This window comes from Neptuniibacter sp. SY11_33 (assembly GCF_047778025.1).
Taxonomy (GTDB): Bacteria; Pseudomonadota; Gammaproteobacteria; order Pseudomonadales; family Balneatricaceae; genus Neptuniibacter.
The window spans coordinates 3,553,940-3,576,800 of sequence record NZ_CP180543.1 but is presented as its reverse complement, the minus strand read 5'-3'; the positions used below and the strand labels follow the sequence as shown (position 1 = coordinate 3,576,800).

At 45.5% G+C, this 22,861-nt stretch carries 21 protein-coding genes and 1 riboswitch; of the genes, 11 read left to right on the top strand and 10 right to left on the bottom strand.

The window, feature by feature from the left end; translation table 11 throughout:
• Positions 1-40: 40 nt before the first annotated feature.
• From ACMXYV_RS17040 to ACMXYV_RS17030, 3 genes are all read right to left on the bottom strand, one after another.
• A complete protein-coding gene (locus ACMXYV_RS17040) occupies positions 41-514 on the bottom strand; it encodes an MEKHLA domain-containing protein (protein WP_415889598.1) in 474 nt (157 codons plus the stop codon).
• 94 nt (positions 515-608) lie between these two features.
• A complete protein-coding gene (locus ACMXYV_RS17035; RefSeq protein WP_415889597.1) occupies positions 609-1,007 on the bottom strand; it encodes a heavy metal-responsive transcriptional regulator in 399 nt (132 codons plus the stop codon).
• Positions 1,008-1,056: 49 nt separating this feature from the next.
• Positions 1,057-1,179 carry a hypothetical protein gene (locus ACMXYV_RS17030; RefSeq protein WP_415882807.1) on the bottom strand — a complete coding sequence of 41 codons (123 nt, stop codon included), beginning with the start codon at positions 1,177-1,179 and terminating at the stop codon, positions 1,057-1,059.
• Between the two features lie 409 nt (positions 1,180-1,588).
• Between ACMXYV_RS17030 and ACMXYV_RS17025 the strand changes: the two genes are divergently transcribed.
• The 4 genes from ACMXYV_RS17025 to ACMXYV_RS17010 all read left to right on the top strand — a co-directional run bounded on the left by ACMXYV_RS17025 (position 1,589) and on the right by ACMXYV_RS17010 (position 9,200).
• The gene (locus tag ACMXYV_RS17025; RefSeq protein ID WP_415889596.1) at positions 1,589-4,177 is read left to right on the top strand and encodes a DUF748 domain-containing protein; all 2,589 of its coding nucleotides are present in this window, start codon (positions 1,589-1,591) and stop codon (positions 4,175-4,177) included.
• Between the two features lie 79 nt (positions 4,178-4,256).
• A riboswitch (cyclic di-GMP riboswitch) is annotated at positions 4,257-4,331 on the top strand.
• A gap of 34 nt (positions 4,332-4,365) precedes the next feature.
• Positions 4,366-4,680 carry a hypothetical protein gene (locus ACMXYV_RS17020; protein WP_415889595.1) on the top strand — a complete coding sequence of 105 codons (315 nt, stop codon included), beginning with the start codon at positions 4,366-4,368 and terminating at the stop codon, positions 4,678-4,680.
• A gap of 125 nt (positions 4,681-4,805) precedes the next feature.
• Positions 4,806-8,243, top strand: coding sequence for a response regulator (locus ACMXYV_RS17015; protein WP_415889594.1), 3,438 nt, complete (start codon positions 4,806-4,808; stop codon positions 8,241-8,243).
• Positions 8,244-8,258: 15 nt separating this feature from the next.
• Entirely contained in the window at positions 8,259-9,200 is a 942-nt protein-coding gene (locus ACMXYV_RS17010; protein WP_415889593.1) for a diguanylate cyclase domain-containing protein, read from the top strand.
• On the opposite strand, the gene ACMXYV_RS17005 is transcribed toward ACMXYV_RS17010, so the two are convergent.
• Positions 9,179-11,638, bottom strand: coding sequence for an ABC transporter permease (locus ACMXYV_RS17005; protein WP_415889592.1), 2,460 nt, complete (start codon positions 11,636-11,638; stop codon positions 9,179-9,181). The two genes, ACMXYV_RS17010 and ACMXYV_RS17005, sit on opposite strands and share 22 nt — an antisense overlap.
• Positions 11,635-12,324 carry an ABC transporter ATP-binding protein gene (locus tag ACMXYV_RS17000; RefSeq protein ID WP_415889591.1) on the bottom strand — a complete coding sequence of 230 codons (690 nt, stop codon included), beginning with the start codon at positions 12,322-12,324 and terminating at the stop codon, positions 11,635-11,637. Before ACMXYV_RS17000 ends, ACMXYV_RS17005 begins: the two co-directional genes overlap by 4 nt.
• 10 nt (positions 12,325-12,334) lie before the next feature.
• Between ACMXYV_RS17000 and ACMXYV_RS16995 the strand changes: the two genes are divergently transcribed.
• A complete protein-coding gene (locus ACMXYV_RS16995; protein WP_415889590.1) occupies positions 12,335-12,934 on the top strand; it encodes an arylesterase in 600 nt (199 codons plus the stop codon).
• Positions 12,935-12,944: 10 nt separating this feature from the next.
• Here ACMXYV_RS16995 and ACMXYV_RS16990 read toward each other — a convergent pair whose 3' ends face one another.
• Both ACMXYV_RS16990 and ACMXYV_RS16985 read right to left on the bottom strand, forming a co-directional pair.
• Positions 12,945-13,502: a DUF4166 domain-containing protein gene (locus ACMXYV_RS16990; protein ID WP_415889589.1), complete on the bottom strand. Its 558-nt coding sequence runs from the start codon at positions 13,500-13,502 to the stop codon at positions 12,945-12,947.
• A gap of 119 nt (positions 13,503-13,621) precedes the next feature.
• A complete protein-coding gene (locus ACMXYV_RS16985) occupies positions 13,622-14,203 on the bottom strand; it encodes a superoxide dismutase (RefSeq protein ID WP_415889588.1) in 582 nt (193 codons plus the stop codon).
• 307 nt (positions 14,204-14,510) lie between these two features.
• Here ACMXYV_RS16985 and ACMXYV_RS16980 point away from each other — a divergent pair, with 307 nt between their 5' ends.
• A complete protein-coding gene (locus ACMXYV_RS16980) occupies positions 14,511-14,792 on the top strand; it encodes a hypothetical protein (protein ID WP_415889587.1) in 282 nt (93 codons plus the stop codon).
• A 68-nt stretch (positions 14,793-14,860) separates the two neighbouring features.
• On the opposite strand, the gene cysQ is transcribed toward ACMXYV_RS16980, so the two are convergent.
• Together cysQ and nudE are read right to left on the bottom strand one after the other, a co-directional pair.
• Complete coding sequence (cysQ, locus tag ACMXYV_RS16975) at positions 14,861-15,691, bottom strand: 3'(2'),5'-bisphosphate nucleotidase CysQ (RefSeq protein WP_415889586.1); 831 nt, start codon at positions 15,689-15,691, stop codon at positions 14,861-14,863.
• A gap of 49 nt (positions 15,692-15,740) precedes the next feature.
• Positions 15,741-16,286: an ADP compounds hydrolase NudE gene (nudE, locus tag ACMXYV_RS16970; RefSeq protein WP_415889585.1), complete on the bottom strand. Its 546-nt coding sequence runs from the start codon at positions 16,284-16,286 to the stop codon at positions 15,741-15,743.
• 31 nt (positions 16,287-16,317) lie between these two features.
• On the opposite strand from nudE, the gene yrfG reads away from it, so the two are divergent.
• Together yrfG and hslR are read left to right on the top strand one after the other, a co-directional pair.
• Entirely contained in the window at positions 16,318-16,974 is a 657-nt protein-coding gene (gene yrfG, locus ACMXYV_RS16965) for a GMP/IMP nucleotidase (RefSeq protein ID WP_415889584.1), read from the top strand.
• Positions 16,971-17,378 carry a ribosome-associated heat shock protein Hsp15 gene (hslR, locus tag ACMXYV_RS16960; RefSeq protein WP_415889583.1) on the top strand — a complete coding sequence of 136 codons (408 nt, stop codon included), beginning with the start codon at positions 16,971-16,973 and terminating at the stop codon, positions 17,376-17,378. The genes yrfG and hslR overlap by 4 nt, the downstream gene beginning before the upstream one ends.
• A gap of 211 nt (positions 17,379-17,589) precedes the next feature.
• Here hslR and ACMXYV_RS16955 read toward each other — a convergent pair whose 3' ends face one another.
• A complete protein-coding gene (locus ACMXYV_RS16955) occupies positions 17,590-18,453 on the bottom strand; it encodes a helix-turn-helix domain-containing protein (protein WP_415889582.1) in 864 nt (287 codons plus the stop codon).
• Between the two features lie 206 nt (positions 18,454-18,659).
• On the opposite strand from ACMXYV_RS16955, the gene ACMXYV_RS16950 reads away from it, so the two are divergent.
• The 3 genes from ACMXYV_RS16950 (at position 18,660) to ACMXYV_RS16940 (ending at position 22,826) form a co-directional block, all read left to right on the top strand.
• Entirely contained in the window at positions 18,660-20,675 is a 2,016-nt protein-coding gene (locus ACMXYV_RS16950; RefSeq protein WP_415889581.1) for a TonB-dependent receptor, read from the top strand.
• 134 nt (positions 20,676-20,809) lie between these two features.
• Positions 20,810-22,528, top strand: coding sequence for a PepSY-associated TM helix domain-containing protein (locus ACMXYV_RS16945; protein WP_415889580.1), 1,719 nt, complete (start codon positions 20,810-20,812; stop codon positions 22,526-22,528).
• Positions 22,518-22,826, top strand: coding sequence for a hypothetical protein (locus ACMXYV_RS16940; protein WP_415889579.1), 309 nt, complete (start codon positions 22,518-22,520; stop codon positions 22,824-22,826). The genes ACMXYV_RS16945 and ACMXYV_RS16940 overlap by 11 nt, the downstream gene beginning before the upstream one ends.
• Positions 22,827-22,861 lie beyond the last annotated feature (35 nt).

Here is a 22,861-nt window from a genome sequence, read left to right as displayed (position 1 = left end):
AGCGTAGCGTCTAACCACTATCAGCTAGCCTCTAAGATAGTTACTCCGCCAAAGCACGGCATTTATACAAAACTGCCCCTTGCCCCCAGTAAACGCCGTCTTCGTCGATCACGTTCCAAACAATCGCGTCTTCAACCATAAAGCGGTTACCTTTAGCTGAGATGCGTACGCCTTGGTAATCATCAATAAAGCCATGGTCGGTTACGGCTTTAAGCAAGCGATTACGCTCTTCTTGGGTTTGTGGTTCAGCGGTATAGCGGGATGGTAGTTTGATTAGCTCTTCCCATTGGATTTCGAACTGTTCCATGCCTTTGGCGTTGGAGTAGTTTAGAAGGGGGTCATCATTGGCATTGTGGGAAAGTACTGGATGAGTAGCGTTATATAGTGCTTGCGCTCGTTGATCACTGCTGGTGTCTGATGGAATCAGTGATTTTCCGGTAAGGCGTTCAAAGCTGCTTAATAGTCGCTCTGCTTGTTCTGCGGCGAAGTTGTTCTCGGAGCTAGGTTTGTTCATGGTGTCGGGTTCATCTGTGTCGTATAGATCTTATTGAAGACCAATCTTGGGGATTTTTTGCCTTACTCGCAAGTATCACTTGTGATGGCGATTTCTAGTGCTTCAAAAAGTCGATAATTGGGCAGTCCGAGACAGTTCCTTCACCGCAGCAACTATTGGAGAGCTGCTCTAATGAGTGCTCGATCATTTGTAGTTCGCTGATCTTGGTTTTGACTAGAACAATTTTGTGTTCGACCTGCTGCTTTACCAGTGCTGAGCTGGTGCTTGGATCGGTCTGTAGCGACAGGAGTTCGCTAATCTCTTGCAGCGAAAAGCCAAGGTCTTTGCAGCGATGGATAAAGTGCAGACGTTGCAGGATTGTTTCGGGGTAGACCCTATAACCGGAAGGAAGGCGGTCGGGTTCGGGGATAAGGCCGCGCTGTTCGTAATAACGAACGGTTTCTACGCTGATGCCGGATTGTTTTGCGACTTGTCCAATTTTGAGCTGTTTCATAGTTCCTGTTTAACACAGCAACCGAAACAGCTCAAACAGGCTGAGGCGATTACAGAGTAACGCGGCTCAGTGCGATGCTAGCAGGCATAGTGATCCACGCCATAGCGATCAAGTTAATGATGATCCAGGAGAAACCTGAAGAATCGCGGAAGTTTTCGTCATGATCTGCCATCGAAGTCACCCTAATGTCAGGCATGCGGATTTCTATCGATCATTGAAGTCACAGCATTTGACTTCACCTGCTGATGAGCTCTTAAGAGCTTCTGGTTCCAGGTTTAGTGCAATCGATTTAAATCGCGCAAAAGTTTATGTGCATAGAACTGTCTTGTCGGAAGCGCTAAGGCTTCAAAAACGAGGGTGATTTTATCAAGAGTGGGACGTTTTTAATAGCTAGAATAAATCGTCCTTACGGACTGTAATAGCGTCAAGGTATCATTACAAATTGTAGGGATTTATCGGTCGGTTTCAATTTTTCACGAAACTTATGCTGTTTTTTGAGTTTCTATCATAAAGATTCGCTTTCTATTCATGAAACTGGATTATGATAGAGAGGTTATTAGCTCGTCTGGCGAAAAGGGACTATGTTGCGTTTTCTTCTGGTTGTTATCGTTTTGGTTGCTCTGTTACTGCATAACTTGCCTCTATTGGTGCGAGATCAGGTGGTGCTGTGGCTACTGAACAATGGTGCGGATAAAGCTCAGTTATCAGCTTTAGAGGTAGAGTGGTTTAAAGGCCGTATCAATATTAAAGGCCTTAAAGCGGAAGCTGCGGATAAACCGCCTTTGCAGGTAGATAACCTCTCGGTTGATCTGGATTATGAGCAGCTACAGCAAGAACGTATCTTAATCACCGATTTGAGCCTTTCTGGCATTAATTTAGGCGTTCGTCAGAAAGAGCAGGCGCTTTGGTTAGGTCCAATCGATCTGAATCAATTTAAATCCGAAGACGCCGCGGTTGAAGAAAAGCCAGAAGAGCCTTCTTCAAATTGGAGTTTTGGTTTAGCACAGTTAAATCTTCAAGCGATCAACTGGCAGGCAGAGTTAGATGGCCAAACGCATAAGCTGCAATTGAAAACTGGGCGTATCGCCGACTTCTACCTTTGGGATCAGGATCAGCCGGTAGCTTTGGATCTTGATGGTTCTTTAAACGGTGCTCCGATTGTATTGCAGTCTCAGTCGAAACCTCTTCCTGAAGAGAAGAGTTCTGAGATCAAAGTTAAGTTAAATAACTTCCCTATCCACAGTGTCACGGCAGTATTTATGCCTGAACTTCGTGGTCATCTAGATATGGATCTTGATCTAAATGTACGCACGAACCTGACTAATCAGTTATTGCAGGTAAAACAAAAAGGTAGCGTTAAGTTACGTGGTTTGAAGTTCCGCCAAGAGAATATGGCGCTAAAACAAAACTCACTAGTTTGGAAAGGTGATGTTGATTTGGGAGTTTTAGCAGGTGAACTAAAACAGCTAAAAACTGCAGGCCAAATCAAAGTGGCAGGCTTACAGCTTGATCAAGGCGGGCAAACGGTCAATTTAAAAGGGGCTGATTTGGTCTCTGTAGTCGAGATGGAAGGACTGCAAAAACTGACCCTTAAGGATCTGGTTTTAAAAGCGGAAGGTATTGCGCTGAATCAAGCGGGGCAGAATATCAATATCAATGGTGTACTGGCGCGCGGTGCTGTGCAGACTGCTGATATGAAAAACTGGCAGGCTAATATCCCTACCGTTGCTCTGCAAAACTTTGCTCTATCTAAAGGGCAGCAGGAACTGATTAGTCTGGCTACTGTGCGCTTAATTACTGCAGAACTACGAGACGTTAACGATATTAGTCTTGCCAAGCTGGAAACCGAGAAGCTCAAAGTTCAAGGTAATGGCGGAGTGTTTACCCAGTGGGGAACAATCACTGCCGATGATATTAAGTTTAAACAGCAGAGCGAACTAAGTATTAACTCTGTGCAGTTGAGTGATAGCAAAACGCGCGTGCTGTTGTCATCTAAGCGTCAGCTGACTGACCTGGATTGGTTATTAGCGCAGCTATCTAGCAGTGAGAAAAAGGCTGCCCCATCAGCTACAGACACCGATAAGAAAGCCAGTAAGCCAATCAGAGTTAAGCTGAACAAACTGCGTGTTAGTGGCAGCAACCCTATCCAGATTTTCGATGGTGGCGTGAAGCCTGCTTTTAAAACGAATCTCACTATTCAGCGCCTCGCTTTGAGTAACCTAGATACAGGTTCCAAAGGCAAAACTACGTTTGATCTGAAGGCTAAAAACAAGCTATCTACCATTAATGCTAAGGGCGCTATTGAGCTATTCAGCGGTAATTTTGGCGGTCATTGGGATGCCAAAATTAAAGGCTTAGAACTTCCGCAAGTAAGTCCTTACTCGCTTGAATACACTGGTTATTACTTGCAGAGTGGTCAGCTTAGCTTAACTACAAAAGGCACTATTAAAGGCCGTAAACTCAATGGTGATACCGATATCCGTTTGAACAAACTCGATGTTGAAGCGCGTAACAGTGAGCGTAGTGGTGAGTTTGATCAAAAGGTATCGATGCCTCTGGGAACGGCATTGATGATCCTGCAGGATAACGATGACAATATCGATCTGCAGATCCCTATTGATGGCTCTTTGGATGATCCTCAATTTGGTTATCAGACGGTGATCAATAAGCTAGCAGGTAAAGGCTTAAAGAGTGCAGCTATGGGTTATCTAACCAAAGCACTTCAGCCTTTCGGTACGCTGATTTCGATCGGTAAGATGGTGATGGATGCGCAAGAGAAAGGCTCATTTATTACCCTGCAACCGGTCTACTTCGATGTGGCGGGTGCCTCCCTTAATTCTGAATCATCAGCTTATCTGTCGAAACTGACCCAGATGATGCAGGAACGTAAAGGCATGCGGATGAATATTTGTGGCCTTGCTGTTGCTGAAGATCAGCCAGCTATATGGCAACAGGTTGTGGCTGAAAATGCTAAACGTAAGAAGCCTCTACCAGAAGAGCAACTACAGGCAGAAGTGACACCTCGACTGCAGCAGTTAGCCCAGGACCGTAGCGATGTGGTTAAAGCTGCGTTGTCGAAAGATGGTATCGATATTGAGCGTCTGTTTAGCTGCTATCCAAAAGTGGATTTGCAACAAAAGCTTAAACCGCAGGTAAGTTTAGGATTATAAAAACCCAAAGGGATCTTTAGCTTTTGCATAAGCCGCCGACAGCTTAGGGTGAACAGGATCTGTTTTTTCGCGGGATTATCTCTCGAAAAGGCAAACCCCAAGCAATTGGGCGACGCAAAGTTACGGGTCCCTATGGGATGGCCGGACCGCCGACGATAAAAACTCTCGCTTCTGCTGAGGTTGTCGTTATGTTGTTTGTAAAACCACTATTCGGCTGTGCCGCAGGGATGGCTCTGGCGCTTGCATCTCATTCAGTGAGTGCAATGGATACCGCGCCCACACAACTACCAACGTCTTTTCCTTCTTCAATTTTTACACAATTAGCTACCCAAGATGATTGGCATTTCGGGCTACACCCCCCCCCCATTTTTTGTTTTAGCGGCCATTACTTTAAGTCGGATGGCTCTGTTGCTGGGCAGGATCAAGACAAGCTTGCAGCAAAGCCCAATCGTAAAAGTCGTTTATACCTAGCCTTACTTATGTTGGCGCGAAATAAAAAGTAAATTTTATAGGGTAGAAACCAGTTGACTGAATTTCGTGCTTTTTGCGCGGAATTCGCCCTTTGTCGCAACGGAATTCCGCAGCTGAACTAAACTCATGCAAGGATCTTTCGATTGCGAGGCGCTGGATGAGACGGCTTAAACAAGCGATATCAGGACGTCTGGGTAAACAGTTTGCGATACAGGTTATATTATTTAGCTCCTGTTTTACGTTGATCACGACAAGCGTGCAGTTAGCGTTTGATTATCACGCAGATATCAGCCGCATTGAGCAGCAATTTGTCGATATAGAAAGATCACATGTTCCCCCTTTATCCCTCGGATTATGGTCGATGGACGGAGCACAGATTGGTGTGCATCTAGAAGGCTTACAGCAACTCCCAGATATAGAGCATGTGGTCATCAGAGATGAACAAGGCGGCGTTTGGGAGTTTGGGGATAAAGTTTCTGATAACTCTCGTGAGCATGTTTACCCCCTAGAGTTTTTGCGAGTGAACCAAGCCGATCCTATCTACCTCGGTGCATTGGTCGTGACAGCTAGTATCGATAATGTCTATGAAAGGTTGATCAACCGAGCCAGCGTTATTTTGATCAGTAATGGTGTAAAGACCGCCATCGTTGCGGGTTTTATAATGCTGTTGATGTGGCTGCGTGTGACCCGACATTTAGGGGCGGTGACTGATTATGTGTCTAGGTGGGAATTAGAGGGAGAGAACAAACCACTGAAACTGTCCAAAACTCAAAATCCAGATGACCCTGATGAGTTTGATGTGGTAGCTGATGCCATCAATAGGATGCAGCAAGGATTAGCCAAACAGTTTCATGATCTAAATAGTGCTGAGACGGAACTTAAGGCTTTGCTTAGAGAGCGCAATCAGCTACTGCAAAGTGAAAGGGAGTACAAAGGCAAGCTAGAAGAGAAGGTAAAAGAGCGTACTCAGGAGCTGACGTTAAGTCAGAAAGCCTTAGAAAAGAGCCACAGTTACTTGCGCAATATTCTCGAAACCAGTCCGATCGCGGTGAGTGTATATAACCCTGTTGAGCATCAACTTAGCTATTCGAATCAAACGTGCGCCAATATGTTTGGTTTTAGTATCGAATCTTGGTTGAAGCATAATCCTGAGGATAGTTGGTTACACGATGAGGATCGTGAATTCTTTGCTCAGGAATACCGCAAACATGGCCGTGTAAGTACCACGGAGGTTGAGCTAGTACGTAGGGATGGTTCGGTGTTCTGGGCGCTGTTAACTTGGGAGCGGATCTTCTTTCAGGATGAGCGCCAGATCCTGTTCTGGGTGGTAGATATCAGCGGTCAGAAAAAAGCCCAGCAGCAATTAGAACAGGCTAAAGCCGAGGCCGAAGCAGCCACCAAATCCAAATCTGAATTTCTCGCTAATATGAGTCATGAGATCCGTACGCCGATGAATGCGGTGGTTGGGTTTAGCCATCTTGCCCTTCAGACCGAGCTTACTAATCAGCAACATGATTACTTAAGAAAGATCCAAATGGCGGGGCATAATTTACTTCGTGTGATTAACGATATTCTTGATCTGTCCAAGATTGAAGCGGGGCGGATGAGTGTCGAAACCATCGATTTCTCTTTGGATGATGTGCTTGAGCATTTATGTGACTTACTGCGTCTGAAAGCCGAGGAGAAAGGGTTAGAGATCCTACTGTTTCATCCTTGGGAGCTGCCGCGTCAGTTAAGAGGCGATCCATTACGCTTAGGGCAGGTGCTGACGAATCTAGTGGGCAATGCCATTAAATTTACCGAGCAAGGCGAGATCTCCATCACGGTAGAAGAGGTTTCGAGAGAGAGCGGCAAGGTGTGGTTGCAGTTTAGTGTGACTGATTCTGGAATTGGTTTATCTGTAGAGGAACAAGCACGGCTCTTTAAAAGCTTTGGTCAGGCGGATGCATCAACAACACGCAGATATGGTGGTTCAGGCCTAGGTTTAGTGATCAGTAAGCAATTGGTTGAGTTGATGGGCGGTGAAATCACGGTAAGTAGTGAAACGGGTCAAGGCTCCTGCTTTGCGTTTACCAGTGAGTTTGAATTGGCTGAAAGTGATATCGCGACCGAAAACCCTGCGAACCGCTTGCAAGGCACGCGTGTTTTGATTGTGGATGATAGCTCTGCATCTCGCGATGTTTTGAGTTCTCTGGTGTGTAACTTCGGCATGTACGGCTATGCCTTGAGTTCGGGAGAAGAGGCTATTGCTGAGCTGCAGCGAGTGAGTGACAGTGACGAGCCTCCTTATGATCTCCTTCTGATCGATTGGCATATGCCGGGCTTGGACGGTTTTGAATGTGCAAAGCAGATCAAAGAATTGAATCCAAGTCAGCCGGTCCCCGCGGTTGTGATGGTCACCGCGCACCATCGGGAGGGGATTCTTCATCAAGCTTGTGCTGAGGATTTAGATGGCTTTCTGCTGAAGCCAGTGAGTCCATCTTTATTGCTTAGCGCGATAATGAAAGCGTTGAATATCAAAGCTGAACTAGGTGGCCGACAACCGAAAGTTATACCAACGCAAGCCGAAGCTGCCAAAGAGTTTAAGCATACCCATGTTCTGCTGGTGGAAGATAACTTGATTAATCAACAGATCGCTACTGAGATGTTCACCGGTTTAGGCTTAGAGATCAGTTTGGCGGGTAACGGTTTAGAGGCGATAGAACAAGCGCAAGAAACACCATTTGATTTGGTGTTGATGGATATCCAAATGCCTGTGATGGATGGCCTGGAAGCTACGCAAAGGTTGAGAGAGTTTGCGGGTTACCAAAGCATTCCGATTATTGCGATGACCGCCAATGCGATGCAGGAGGATATAGAGCGGACCAAAGCGGTTGGGATGAATGCGCATATCACTAAGCCTATACAGCCGCAGGTGCTATTAGAAACCTTAGCGCAGTGGATCACGCCGAAGATCGAGTATCATTCCTCAACCAGTCCGATACCAACAATCGAGGGCCTTAACTGTGAAGAAGCAGTGGCTCGGGTGAATGGTAATCTGGGTCTCTATCAAAAACTCTTAAAGCAGCTCGTCGAGGAGCAGGGTGAAACGTTCACTGAGGTAGAGTTTCTTTGGCAGCAGCAAAAATACGGTGAGGCGGCTGATAGGGTGCATACCTTTGCTGGGTTAGTGGGGAATTTGGGGGGCACCGAGTTATTTAGCCTTGCTCAGCAACTGGAAGTGGGTTTGCGAGGTGAAAACCCTGAAGGAGCAGCAGATCGAATAGGTGAATGTCTCATACAAGCCCAACAGCTCAGCAGTGCCATATCGGCATTTGTGACTTCTGATGTTTCTTCTGGGCCCAAAGAGGCAACTTTGCTACAACCGTCTATAACTAATAAAGGCGATTCCTCTTTTGTGGCGTCTCTGGATGAGATTGCAGAACTTCTCAAAGAGGGTAACAGTCGGGCGACCCAGACAGCTTCAGAACTGCTTGCGAATAGCCCCGATGAATATAAAGCTCAGTTACAGGCACTATTAATCGCTGCAGAAGAATTTGAATTTGAGCAAGCCCTTAAGGAGTTAGAGCAACTAAGGACTCGTGTTCATAGTTAAGTAAAGGAGTCTCTTGTGGATAAGGTGAAGGGGCATGTACTGGTAGTCGATGATGAAGCGGTGAACTGCAATGTGTTGGTTTCGCTGTTGAGCGATTACAAAGTTATTGTCGCGAAAAGCGGCGCTAAGGCGATCGAACGTGCCTGCGAAAATCCACCTGACCTGATTCTACTTGATGTTGTTATGCCCGATATGAACGGCTATGAAGTCTGTTCGCAATTAAAAGCTGAAGAACCTACCCGCAATATCCCGATTATTTTTGTCACCGTTAAATCCAATATTGAAGAGGAAACCCAAGGTCTAGAACTTGGGGCGGTGGATTACATCTCTAAACCTTTCAGTCCCGCAATCGTCCAAGCGCGTGTGAATAACCATATTCAGTTGAAGCAGCAGCGCGACATGCTAGAAGCATTGAATGTCACTGATAGTTTAACCGGTATTGCCAATCGTCGGCTGTTTGATCAGGCGCTAAACCAGCATTGGCAGGCTGCTTGTCGGACCTTCAGCCCCCTCGCGTTGTTAATGATCGATATAGATCATTTTAAACAGTATAACGACCATTACGGTCACCAAGCGGGTGATGAGTGCTTGATTCAAGTGGCGCAAACTATCGATCAGCAATGTGATCGAGACTTGGATAAAGCATGTCGCTATGGGGGAGAGGAGTTTGCCGTGATCTTGCCCTATACCGATTTAGCGGGCGGGAAGAAGATCGCTGAGAAAATGTTGAATGCGGTACGTGAACTACAGATCCCGCATGTGCATTCCAGCAGTGCAGAGATCATTACGGTGAGTATTGGTCTAGCTGTGATTGAAGTAGGTCCCAATGCTGAGTTAGCACGCTTGGTAGAAACCGCTGATCAATCGCTGTATACGGCTAAGAAAAGCGGGCGAAATCGATGTCATTATCAGGATCTGCCCGCTGCTCAGTTTGCTCAGCGTGAAGCCAGTGTTTGATAGCTTTGGCTTAAGCTCTGCTGGCGATGGCTAAAGTGTCCAATTAGAATAAATAGACCGCTGCTCAGTATCGGTAATAGACACCAGAGTATCGGATGTAAAACTGGTGATAGATTCAACAATTGCTGGTGGATCGGCCACAAGCTAGCCTCTGAAATGATGACTGCCAGTACACCACTGATCCCACCAATTAGGCCCATCTCTAAACGATCGAGTTGCTTACACTGCTTCTGGCTCGCGCCTAAGGTAAGCAGAAGCGCGTTTTCATGACGACGTTGTTCAAGCTCTTGGGTCAGCGTTACATAGAGTAAAACTAAACCTGATGCTGTCGTTAGCAACATGAGTAAGCTTGAGAGTAGGGATAGCTTGCTGAGTAATGTTTGCAACTGCGACAAAATCTGCCGAACATCGATCAGTGTAAGAGTCGGGAACTGTTGTAGTAGAGAACGACTGACCTCGGCGCTTTTATCACCTAGATAAAAACTGGTTAGGTAGCTAGGCGAGTAAGGCTCCAGAATGTCGGGGCTGAAGATATAGTAAAAGTTGGGCTGGAAAGAATCCCATCTTACAGAACGAATACTGGTGATCTCAGCGCTGGCTTCGCGGCCCGCGATATCAAAGGTGACGCTATCGCCGAGTGTTAAGCCAAGTTCAGATGCTAGCTTTTGTTCGATCGATACACTTTGAGAACTGTTCCACTGTCCTGATATAAGTTCATTATGAGCAGGGAACTGTTCCGTCGCTGTAAGGTTCAATTCACGTTTTAGCGAAGGTTGCTCTAACTGTTCAGGCGTGAGTGCTTCTGCTAAAGGTTGGCCATTAACCTTACTTAAGCGCCCACGATAGATCGGCCAAAGCTGATTATCGATCTGCTGCGCTGTTAACAAGGTTTCAACTTCCGGTTTCTCCCAGTCTTGAATATTGATTAGGAAGTGGTCCGGTGTGTTTTCAGGTAACTGTTCTTGCCAGCGGCTGAGCAGATCATTTAGAGCAACTAAGTTAATACTCAATAATGCAAATAGCAGGCAGATTACCGGGATTTGGATTCGATACCAACGTTGCTGTTGTTGCATACGGCTCAATAGCATCTGCCCTAGCGGATGATGCTTCGATAATCTCTGCGAACTCCATTGCGCGATAAAAGCACCGAGCCAACCCAGCAGGCTACCTAGGATAAGCAAGCTCAGAGTAAGACTGAGGGTGAGCCACAGGCTATTTAAGTAGCTGCTGGTGAATAGCAGCAAGACAATGAACGCGCAAAGATAGGGTAGCTTGCCACCCCACTTCAGAGGCGAAGGTTGGTTTTGGAATAGCTGTGTAGGTGTGCTTTTCTGTAGCAACAGAAGGTTAGGCAACCCAAGGGTGACAATAATGGCAATGCCTAACGCAGGCCCTGTCAGATAGGTTGTGAAAGCGGCTGTAGGTACAGGTTGAGGCAGCAACTCATTTAGCAGCTGTAGGCCTGAAGCTTCTAATATAACTGCTAGAAAAATACCTACTAGGCTACATAGAAACCATGCGTATCCTAGTTGGGCAAGGTACATCAATAACAACTGACGATTACTAACCCCTAAGCTTTTGAACAGTGCTGCACGTTTGCTTTGGCTCTGTGTAAAACGGCGTAAACTGAGGAAAATCGTCATGGCAGCAATCAGCAACGCAAATAGCGCACCTAAACGCAGATAAGAAGAGGCTTTCATTAACGCGCTGTTTTGTTGGCCCTCTTCGCTTTTTAGTGAAGTGATCTGCTCGCCGGTTTGTTTATTTTCTTGGAGATAGATTTCTAGTTGCGCGATTTTCTGGGCGTCGCCACTAAACAGTTGGCGATAATGTACACGTGAACCGGGGCCCAAGAGCTCGGTACTTTGTAGGTCCGAGTGATTGATAATAATTTGTGGGTTAAAGCTAATAAAACCGCGACCACGGTCAGGGGAAGCAAGTACCGTACGAGTTAAAACAAACTCTTTTGAGCCTAACGTAAGTATATCGCCGGGTTCGAGCTTTAATCGCTCAAATACGCCTTGCTCGGCCCAGGCTTCTCCCAAATTGGGCAATGGTGTTTGAGCCGGCTGATCTAACGAAATTTGTCCGCTGGGGTAGGGGGCCCTCAGTGCTCTCACACTAACCAATACAAAGTTATCACCTTGGTTTGCCATGCTGGCGATCTGCGTGACCGAAGTATGCTCAAGGGCCATCTCTTCAGCCATTGAAAGCGTTTTGTCAGAAAGAGGGCGACTATTACTCAGAACTAAGTCAGCGCCTAAAAGTGCACTACCTTGCCTTTCGAGCGTTTGTTCAATTCGCTCACCTAATACTGCCATCAGGCTAGCAATGGTAATCGCCAGCAATAGAGCCAGAAGTAGTGATCGCCACTCACTTAGCTTGATATTACTCAAGCTAAGTTGACCAGCTATTTTAAGCAGAGTGGTAAGGTTCATGCTGATAACTCTTGCAGTTCGCCATTATGTAAACGCAATGCGCGACTGCAGCGTTTTGCTAAAAATGAGTCATGGGTAATCAAAATCAGCGTTGTGCCTTGAGCTTTGTTGAGATCAAAAAGCTGCTGGATGATCTGTTCACCGGTGTGTTCATCTAAGTTTCCGGTAGGCTCATCAGCAAATAATAGGGTGGGATTTGTGGCAAAGCTGCGTGCTATAGCCACTCTTTGTTGTTCGCCACCGGATAGCTCAGCGGGCTTATGATTAAGTCGTTCACTCAGCCCTACTTTGCTTAGCCAAATCTCAGCTTCTTCTGCGGCTTCTCTATGGTTGCGAATCTGCAGAGGCAGCATGACATTTTGTTGGGCTGTTAGGTCTGGTAGTAGGTGAAACGATTGAAATACGAAACTGATATGTTGGTTACGAAAATCTGCCCGCTGTTGATCATTCAGGTCATTTAGATCGGTATTATTCAGCAAAACATGACCTGAACTGGGATGATCTAATCCGGCTAGTAGCGATAGTAGGGTCGATTTACCTGTGCCTGAAGGGCCGACGATAGCAACACTTTCTCCCCGCTTGATCTCTAGATTAATATCACTGAATAGATCAACGGCCCCTGCTTGAGTCTGAAACTGTTTTGCGAGATGCTGAGCACTAACGACTGTGTTTGTATCAATTGCCATAGGTTCTTCCGTGCGTAAAACGATTGCCTTTCTATTATTCGTATTTCTGACCGTTCCGGTTCAAGCGCGTTCCCTAATTGTTTTAGGGGATAGCCTATCTGCTGCTTATCAGATGGATTTGGAGCAAGGCTGGGTGCACTTGTTACAACAGCGTTTAGATCAACAAGGCTATGCGCTTGAAGTGATTAATGCCAGTGTTAGTGGTGATACAACGCAAAATGGCATCGCTCGATTGAACTTGCTGCTGAAACAAACTGAGCCAGAGATTGTGGTTATCGAATTAGGCGGGAATGACGGTTTACGTGGTACACCGCCAGTTGCGATCCAAAGAAATTTAGGGCGTCTGATCGATATGGCTCAAGGTAATGGAGCTAAGGTTCTGTTGCTTGGTATGCAGCTCCCTCCAAACTACGGTAAAGCGTACACCCAGCGTTTTAGCGAAATCTATCCGACAGTGGCTGATAACAAAAAAGTGGCTTTAGTGCCTTTCTTTATGGAGCAAGTCGCCTTAAATCAAGAGCGCATGCAGGATGATGGAATTCATCCTAGTGCGGTAGGTCAGCCTTATCTGCTAGATACGATGTGGCCGTATTTAGAGCCATTATTGTAGTAATCGTTACTTAGTTTTCGATTTGGGGATTTGGTTCGAGTAACCCCTGATAGGACACGAGTGAGCCAAGTATTGGCAAAGTAAAACCGACGAAAAATCGGTATTTCCCATTCTCGATCTTTTTGTAAGCAGTGGTTTTAGGCAGTAGCCATGTGGGGACTGTAATACCTTTGATCTGAATTTTTAGGCAGCGCCAAAACCATCCGCCCTCTTTGATATCAACAGTCAGATGCAATGTTATCGGGCCGGTTTCTTCGATCCAATAACCGTTTTCAATTGAGCCCACAGGTTTGAATATTGAAGTAACTCTCTCTTGGTCGTTGAAACAGCGTCCCCAGTGCAAGCTATCAGGCTTATGGAATATGTTCACAGATAATTGGTGTTGGCCAGCTGTTGGAAGGCCCATTTTCTTGGCAAGCCTCTGGCCGATTATTCCCGCGAGGCCTTTACCGTAAGTTAGATCGACGGAGCCTTTAAGCTCACCACCTTGGATATGCAACTGTTGTAGCTGAGGGTGAAGTTCAGAAAATTTATCTCCGAACCAAGTGGATACAAGCGCAGATCTCATTCAGACAGTCCTTTGTTTAGCTATTTTCCGTAACACTTGTTTTAGCCTATCACGATAAACACTAGGCACAAAAAAGGCCGATACGTTTCCGTATCAGCCTTTTAAAAAGTTACGATAACTTATGCAAAGTTAGCGTTTACGAATTCCCAGTTAACTAGCGCCCAGAAACCTTTTAGGTAATCAGGACGAACGTTACGGTAATCGATGTAGTAAGCGTGTTCCCATAGGTCAACAGTAAGCAGTGGAGTCTGACCTTCAGTTAGAGGGCAGCCAGCGTTGCTAGTGTTAACGATATCAATAGAACCGTCAGCGTTTTTAACCAACCAAGTCCAGCTAGAACCGAAGTTGTTAACTGCTTTGTCGTTTAGAGCTTCTTGGAATGCTGCGAAAGAACCCCATTTAGCGTTGATTGCATCAGCAATTGCGCCAGTTGGCTCACCACCACCGTTTGGTGCTAGGCAGTTCCAGTAGAACGTGTGGTTCCAGATCTGAGCAGCGTTGTTGAATACGCCGCCAGCAGGAGCAGAAGTGATGATCTCTTCTAGAGTTTTACCTTCGTACTCGGTACCAGGAACTAGGCCATTTAGCTTAACAACGTAAGTGTTGTGGTGTTTGCCGTGGTGGAAGTCTAGCGTTTCAGCAGAGATGTGTGGTTCCAGAGCGTCCTTTGCATAAGGTAGCGGCGGAAGTTCAAAGCTCATAAGTGTCACCTTATTCGTGTGTCGTAAAGACTTATTGTCAGAGATTACCTGCGTATCCGTATGCTCACACGATTGGCAGGTAATTATTAATTATCCAAAGCACGGAAATAATAGCACCCAAGAGTGATTATTTCATGGTACAAAAAGTGTGCTTATTTGATGTTCTTTTGTTACGAACTATCTACCTATATTGGTTCATAATTCATTTTTTAAAGGGCTGCGACTAAAGTTTGCTGAAACTGTCATGTTTTAACCCTAGAATGACAGGCCTGTATTTTTATAACTATAAAAAAGTGACTGTTAGAAGATGTATAAAGTTTTAATTTGGATTTCTGTAGTATCTCTGGCAATTCTGGTCGTTAAAACCCAGTTTCTAGCGTCTGATACATTTGTGCCTTTTAAAGAGGATTGCATGAAGTTGGCGGGTGCTACTGAGGAGCGTTGTGACTGCTTTTCTAAATATGTACACAAGCACTTTAGCGATAATGAAGTGAAACTGATCCGTGCCAATCAACTGAGCAACCCTGATTTTAAATTTAAAGTGGAAGAGGTTTTTGCTCGTGCTAATCAGTCCTGTGCAGCTGAATAATTAGCTCTTATCTACTCACCTAGCTGGGATAATGAATCTATATCCCAGCTGTTTTTGGTCCCTGTCCTTTAATTAGTGTTCTTCGCTAGATGGTTTCGTAAAACTTCTAGTGGGAATTGCGGATCACCGCAGGCAAAGAAATACGGATTTTCTAAAGACTCGCGTAAGTTATATGTGAGGCCTTCGAGTGTTTCGGCGTTGACTAAACGCCCACCCGCTGCTTCCAGAATGGCTTGAGCTGCTGCCGTATCCCATTCGCTGGTGGGATAAAGACGTGGGTAAAAATCGGCTATACCTTCAGCGATTAGACACATCTTTAGAGAGCTTCCCATCCCTCGATGGCTTATCTGGGAAAACTGCTTAGCTATCGGTAGCATTAGGTTTTCGTTAGCATCTTGGCCATGTCTACGACTGGATGCGACGATTAGGTCTTTGCCCAGAGGTTTGCTCCGGATTTGCGCTGGAGCTTGCCCATCTTCCTGTTTCCATGCACCAATTTCGTTGCCCCCCCAATAGGCGACTCCGCTAACGGGGACATAGATAATACCGAAGATAGGGCGGTTGTTTTCGATCAGAGCAATATTGATGGTGAACTCATCGTTCCGGTTAATAAACTCTTTGGTCCCGTCCAACGGATCGATACACCAAAATTGCTGCCAAACTTTGCGCTGTTGGTAGGTTAATTCAGTGTCTTCTTCACTTAGTTGTGGGATCTCGGGAGTCAGATCGCTGAGACCGGCCCGAATCACCTGATGTGCTGCGAGATCAGCTGCCGTGACAGGGGAGTGGTCAGCTTTAGCTGCAATCGAAAAATCATCGCGCTGATAAACTTTTAAGATCTCAGCGCTGGCTTGCTGACAAATACAGAGTAATGCTGAAGCTAAGTTGTGTTGATTCATTATCTTACGGCCTTTTTGTTATTGGGTGTTGGCTGTATGAATGATGGTTCTACTTACGATTGAGGAAATCTCTGGCCATGTAGAGCGCTGCAATGGCTCTACCTTCGGTAAAGTCCTCGCTGGCTACCAGTTGCTCTATCTCAGCTAGCGGCCAACTGACGACTTCCATCTCTTCTGGCTCATCGCCTTGTAAGCGACAAGGATAGAGATCTCTGGCGATGACCGCTGTAATTCGATGCCCCATATAGTTGGGTGCTGATGTCATTACTTTTAGCGTATCTAACTGGTTGCTACCAAACCCTGCTTCCTCTTTAAGCTCTCGGTCTGCGGCGATATGAGCGTCTTCACCGGGATCAATCAGTCCTTTAGGTAGCGTCAGCGTGTAATCCTCAATACCTGCAGCATATTCTTTGATCAGCAGTACTTCATTGCCCTCGGTCACAGGAATGATCATTACTGCACCGTTACCTCGATTGGCTAAGCGCTCATAAGTGCGTTCGGCACCGTTAGAAAAGCGAAGTTCAACTTGCTCGACTTTAAATAAGCGTGTTTGTGCGGCAGTTGTAACCTTCAAAATCTCGGGTTTAACCGGCATACTGAGGTTTCCTCTTTACTTGGCCTGAAAAATGTTTGATTGGCAGAATATAGATACCGTCTTGCTGGATATGGACGGCACCCTTCTTGATCTTCACTTTGATACCTATTTTTGGCTAGAACATCTACCCCTGCGATATGCGCAGATCCACAAAATGGATCAAGATGAAGCACGCAGTTGGTTGCATGAGCGTATCATAGAGCAGCAAGGAACTCTTAATTGGTATTGCTTGGATTATTGGACGCGTGAGTTGAATGTACCCATTACCGAGCTGAAATATGAGATTGCCGATAAGATCGCTTTTCGACCTCATGTGCAGGACTTTCTAGCTACCCTAAAAGCGCAAGGGATTCGCACGGTGATTGTGACAAATGCTCATTGGGGAAGCTTGTCTCTTAAAATTGAGAAAACCGCTATCAACGATCTTGTGGATGAGGTGATCTGCTCTCATGACTTTGGATTGCCGAAAGAAAATCTCACGTTTTGGGATCGACTGCAGCAAGTAGAGCCTTTCGATAAGTCCCGTACTTTGTTGGTGGATGATAGCTTTGCTGTACTTAAGAGTGCTCGGGAATATGGTATTAAGTATTTATTGTCGATCTACCAACCTGACAGCCAGCAACCTAAAAGAGAAATAGATGACTATAGTGCTATAGAGCACTTTGATGAGATTACCCCCAAGAAATGACAGATACAGAAGTAAAAGTTCGTCTTGATAAATGGCTTTGGGCCGCTCGCTTTTATAAAACTCGCGCTGTTGCAAAACAGATGATCGATGGCGGAAAGGTGCACTATAACGGTCAGCGTACCAAATGTAGTCGACACGTTGAGATTGGTGCTGTCTTAGAAATTCGTCAGGGTTTCGAAGAGAAAGAGATCGTAGTGGTTGAACTCTCGGATAAACGTCGAGGTGCGCCTGAAGCGCAAAAGCTCTACAAAGAAACTGAAGCCAGTATTAAAAAACGTGAAGAGCATGCTGCACAGCGTAAGGCGATGGGCAGTAGCTTGAATCCGCGCAATCGACCGAATAAGAAAGAGCGCCGTCAGATCCGATCATTTAAAGATGGTGAGCGCGGTATCTTTGATAAGTAACGCGTTATCTGCACCATTCACTTAATCTAAAAAAAGGGCGATCTGCTTAAAGCATATCGCCCTTTTATCTTTAGATAACATTCACTGATAGATGTTTATAGGGAAGGAGATAGCACTAATGCTTTGGTCATTTCCGAAGCAGTTAGCTTGTTCAAAGTGAAAACTAATTTGTTCGAGTTGTCAGGAACGAAGTAATGCAGTTATCAATACTTCAGTGATTAATTCGTTGCCACTCGGACGGCGCTAATCCTACCCAGCGCCTGAATGCGGCTGCGAATTTGGCGGGGTTACTAAATCCGGTAGAAAAGGCGGTATCGGTTACAGAATCGCCTTCGCTCAAGAGCCGTTTGGCGCGTTTCATCCTGCGGCAAGTAATGTATTGGTAGGGGGTTTGACCCAATTCACGCTTAAATGCGCGAGTAAAAGTACGAGCACTTAAACCGAGTTGTTCAGAAAATTCAGTTACCTTAAGGTCTTCATCAAGGCGTGACTCAATTTGTTCTACCACCGGTAGTAGAACCTGAGTCATCCCCTTGGGTAATTGGCAGAGGTTTTTCGTCGTTTGCCCTGTGAGTCGCTGCAGAATTATAGAAAGCCCGTGATCAAAGAAGGCTGTCGATTCACCATGCGCTTCAGCTTCGCGCATTAGTGTGATTAATGCCGAAGTTAAAATGGGGTCATCGTGCAATTTGTTTGCCGCATATTGTAGATTAGCTAGGTCAAAGTCATCACTATGGCAGGCAGGAACATCCGCTAAATTAAATGCGACCATCATAACTTCCATAGCAGGTGCACTCCCCTCTACATTGGAACTTGGTAACACAAAGCCTACCCGACCTGGGTGCCAGATATCATCTAGCGTACCGTGATCATCTTTTCTTTGAGCATGCCCGCCACCATCAGTACACATGCCAATTATGGCATGGCCGACATTATTAGCTTTGCCCTCATATGCATCGGACTTTATGTGGCTTACAACAACGGAGCCAGAAGCATTACGGACCAGCAACTCTGGTGTCGCCCATGTTTGGATTTCGTTGCACAAACTATCGGGATCTATTTTGGAATTATTCATGCACCTATCCATCAGTTTCGATTGTTAGTTGTCGCTTTTGGAGTGGCGCAATTCTACTATAAGTAAATAATAACGCGAACTATTATTGTTTGCGTTGTGTTAATGAATAAAGTAACAGGTTGATGACCTGTTCTTCTATACCCGCTGTCTTTAACGCATCTCCACGATTGAAAACGAATTACCAATTTCCCACGAGGATAAAACTAATGAAGTTATCTGTGCTGAACCTCGCTGTGTGCGTGAGCATGGCGAATGCTGCAATAGCTAATGAGTCCGCTTCAGCGACTGAGAAAGAGTCTGTATCAACCATGGACACGGTTGTAGTAACGGGTGAAAAACAGGAACGTTCATTAAAAGATACGATCTCTTCAGTGTCGGTTATCGGAGGCGAAAAGCTTGAAACAACACAGTTTGTAACGGTAAGGGATGCGATCAAGGATACACCCAATGTGCTTGCTCTCGATGGTGTTGTGCCGAATATCCGTGGTGTTGAAGGTAACGGCGCGGCAGGCGGCTTTTTCGGTGTCGCAGGTGGCGCTAACGCGCGTGTATCAATGCTGGTCGATGGTGTTGCCGATCCATTTCTAGCAGTTTTCTCTGGCGATTCGGGGCTTTGGGACCTGGAACAGATTGAAGTGTTCCGTGGCCCGCAATCTACTAATAATGGCCGCAACAGTATTGCTGGTTCTCTCTATCTTAAAACTAAGGACCCAACTTTCGACTGGGAAGGTAAGGTCCGTCTTGCCTATCGCGACAACAAAGATTACTTCGATAAAGCTGTCATGATCTCGGGCCCAATGATCGAAGATACATTGGCTTTTCGTTTTACCGGTCAGATGATGGACGCTCACACACTAACTGAAAATGAAGAATATGCCGGCAATCCTGCAGATTATGATCTGAATGAATTTAACTCAGATAAAGGCCGCCTAAAATTCCTTTGGACACCTTCTGACGATTTAGAGGCTTTGTTTACTTACTCTACAGGGGAGGAACAAGGAGACGTTGGACGTCGCTACTACACGAATGAAACCGACTATATTCTGGCTTTTCCACAGAATCAGAAAGTTGAAAATGATTCTTTAAGTCTCAAAATCGATTATGCAATAAACGACAGTATGTCGATTGATGTTTTGATTTCGGATAAAGAATACACATATGGATTTGACACTTATGCATCGACGGCGGCGGGAGAGCAACAGTTTAGAATCGATGAGGATAGTACGACATTTGATGCGAAACTGAACTTTGGCGAAAACAGCAACACCCTTTATGGGCATGTCGGCTTCGCTTATTTTGAACGTGATCAAGATATCAATAGTACTGGCGATTCTGTTTATGATGGTGAGGATAGCAGTGACTCTAAAGCGGTATATGGTGAATTAAATTATGCCCTTTCAGAGAGGTTGACGCTGATTGGTGGTATGCGTTACCAAAAAGAAAAACAACTCCGAAATTTTAATTTTCCATTCTTTTCTGTAGACCTAGATCTGGATATTGATGAGAGCGTATTCATACCATCGGTGGCGTTACAGTATGACGTAACTGAAGATACACGTGTCGGTATGAGTGCTAAAAAAGGCTATAACTCAGCAGGCGGTGCAGTACATCCAATCATCGGAATCCCTTTTACTTATGATAAGGAAACGGTGAATGCATATGAGCTGACTGCTCGAAGCAGTTTGGCGGATGATCGCGTTACCTTGAGTGCTAACCTGTTTTATAACGATTACAGCGGTTATCAGGCGTCGCTTAACGGAGCTATCGTAAACGTGCAAGAGGCTGAAACTTATGGCTTGGAGCTTCAAACTACGGCTATGGCTACCGAAGATCTTGAGCTTAGCCTTGGCTTAGGTTTATTGAATTCAGAAGTTAAGGATGGTGGCAGTATTGCCAGTATTAGTAGTAATGATCTTAGCTTTGCACCGGAAGCAACTGTGACTCTAGGGGCAACTTACTTCGTTAATAATAATTTAGATGTAGGCGCTAGCCTACGATATACCGGTAGTTATTACACCGATTTGGTTAATACAGACAGCACCAAAGTAGATGGTTACTCCACGCTTAATTTAACGACTAACTATGAAAAAGGGCCTTGGTTGGTTGCTGGATTTGTGAATAACGTAACCGATAGACATCAAGTTACTAACCATGCCTTTGGTACTGTTGAGCTACTTGAGCCAAGAACCTTCGGTGCATCTGTCACCTACTCGTTCTTCTAATCTCTGATCAATACGGGGGAGTTTCTCCCCCATTCAAGATGCTTAATCATCTCATTCATTCTAATAGTTATTAGAATCCGCCCTGCCACCCCCTTCAGGCAGGGCTTTTTTATATGTGCACGAAAGGGAATCCAATGACAATCGCCTTAGATAAAGATCCGCTAGAGCGGACGAAAGTTAAAAAGAAAAAAAAGCTATCTCAACAGTACATTGCTTATCTAGTTCATAGTTTTGTTGGTTTGAAGTTAGCCTTGCTGCTGACCGTTGTTCTATTTACCGGAGCGCTTGCCGTATTTCAGCAGGAGTTAGATTGGTTAATCTATCCTGAGATGCGGGCTGAGGTACAAGAGCAGCGACTCAACTCCGGGGAATTGCTAGATCGCTTGCAAGCGGCTTATCCAGATAGTGGGATGTTTTTCTTCCGTACCAGTGAAAATTATCCACACCTTAATGCCTATGCGCGTTTTATTAATCCTGAGGGCAGCTGGCGTCATGCCTGGATTGACCCTTATAGCGGTGAAGTGAAAGGGGATACTGTCCTTCTGTCGGTCGGTCAGTTTTTAGGTCTGTTGCATGCAACGCTGTTTTTACCTGCAATTGGTAATAGTTTGGTCAATGCGTTGGGATTATTTGTCTTACTGTCTTTGATCTCAGGAATACTCTGTTTTCCAAAGTTTTGGCGTTATTTTTTCAGAAAACCGCGCACCGGTAATATGCGGGTTTTTCTTACTGATCTACATAAATTGATCGGTCTATGGAGTCTGTGGATTGTTTTGATAATGGGGGTTACCGGAAGCTGGTGGTTCTATCAAAACCCGTTCGTATCGCATTTAGGGGCGCCGAAAATTGTTGATGATTTTGCTGCGAAGCCACTGTTAACTCGCGAAGAACTTGCTTCTTTTGGTGCTAGTGGTGCACCTGCGATGCTAAGCGTGGCGGAGATTGTTAGTAAGGTTAAACAAACTTACCCTGATTTACAGATCAACTTAATCAATACGCCCGAGCATAATGCTGATCCATATGAAATCGTCGGTAATAGTGGTCAGATATTATTGAGCGAATGGCGAGGTGATCGAATTATTGTTCACCCTTATAGCGGGGAAATTGTTGATGTATTGCCTGCTGAAGATCTTAATTTTATCCAGCGTACCGATCTGGCAATGCGTCCTCTACATTACGGCACTTGGGCTGAGCGAGGAGCACAAGATATGGTTGTTAAACTGTTCTACTTTGTCGGCGGTTTAGCGATGACGTTTCTTTCTGTAAGCGGCCTTATTATCAGCTATAAAAGAACCCGTAAGGCGGCGAGAAAAGTCAAAGATCATTCGCAGCTTATACAGAGATTGCGTTCTATCTGGTCTGCTATCAAGCCTTGGGGTGGGTCAATGGGAGGGTTTAAATATCTGAATATTCTCGCCTTGGTAGGCGCGATTGTAGGTACAGGCGCTGCGCTGAGCTTGAATGATGGCGGGATTAAGGGGACTGGTTTTGTTTATCAGGAAAAGACGTTAGGTCCTTGGGCGGTTTCTATGAATGCTTTTGCTGGCTTGTTAGAAAAAGACCTTCCGCCGATCCGAGCCGGTGCACAAACGAACATTAATGTGGATATATCAAAAGCTGCTTTGCAGGAGATTAAGTTTATGCACATTCGTGTGGGTCAGCCTCGCACCTTGAGAGCGCCAGGTAGTTTGATTCATGGTCCGCTTGGAGCGAAGCATGTGCATCTGCAATTGCCAAAAGAAATTAAAGAAAACAGTAAGCTTTGGCTGACGGCTGAAACATGGAGTGGGGAGTTCCATCAAGTTTTTTGGAGTCTGATGCCTGACGGTAAGGAGACAATCGATGCGCGTTAAGTTTATTGCGGGTTGGATATTGTTTATGGCAATGCCTGTGTCTGCCCATAGCTTATTTATGGACTGCGAACAGCAAGAGACAGATGTTAAGTGCTTAGCGAGTTTTTCGGATGGGAGTTCGGTTGCCAATATGCCGTACGAGGTGATCTCATATAACGATAAACTTTTATATAGTGGCAGAACCGATGAGGCTTCGATCTTTAAGTTTGCGCTACCTCAGACAGATTACTTTATTCTTCTGGATGCAGGACCGGGGCATGTGGTTGAAGTTGATATGGCTGATGTCGCCGCTGAATAGCTTGTCTTTGTGGTAGAGATAACTCTGTAGTGCTG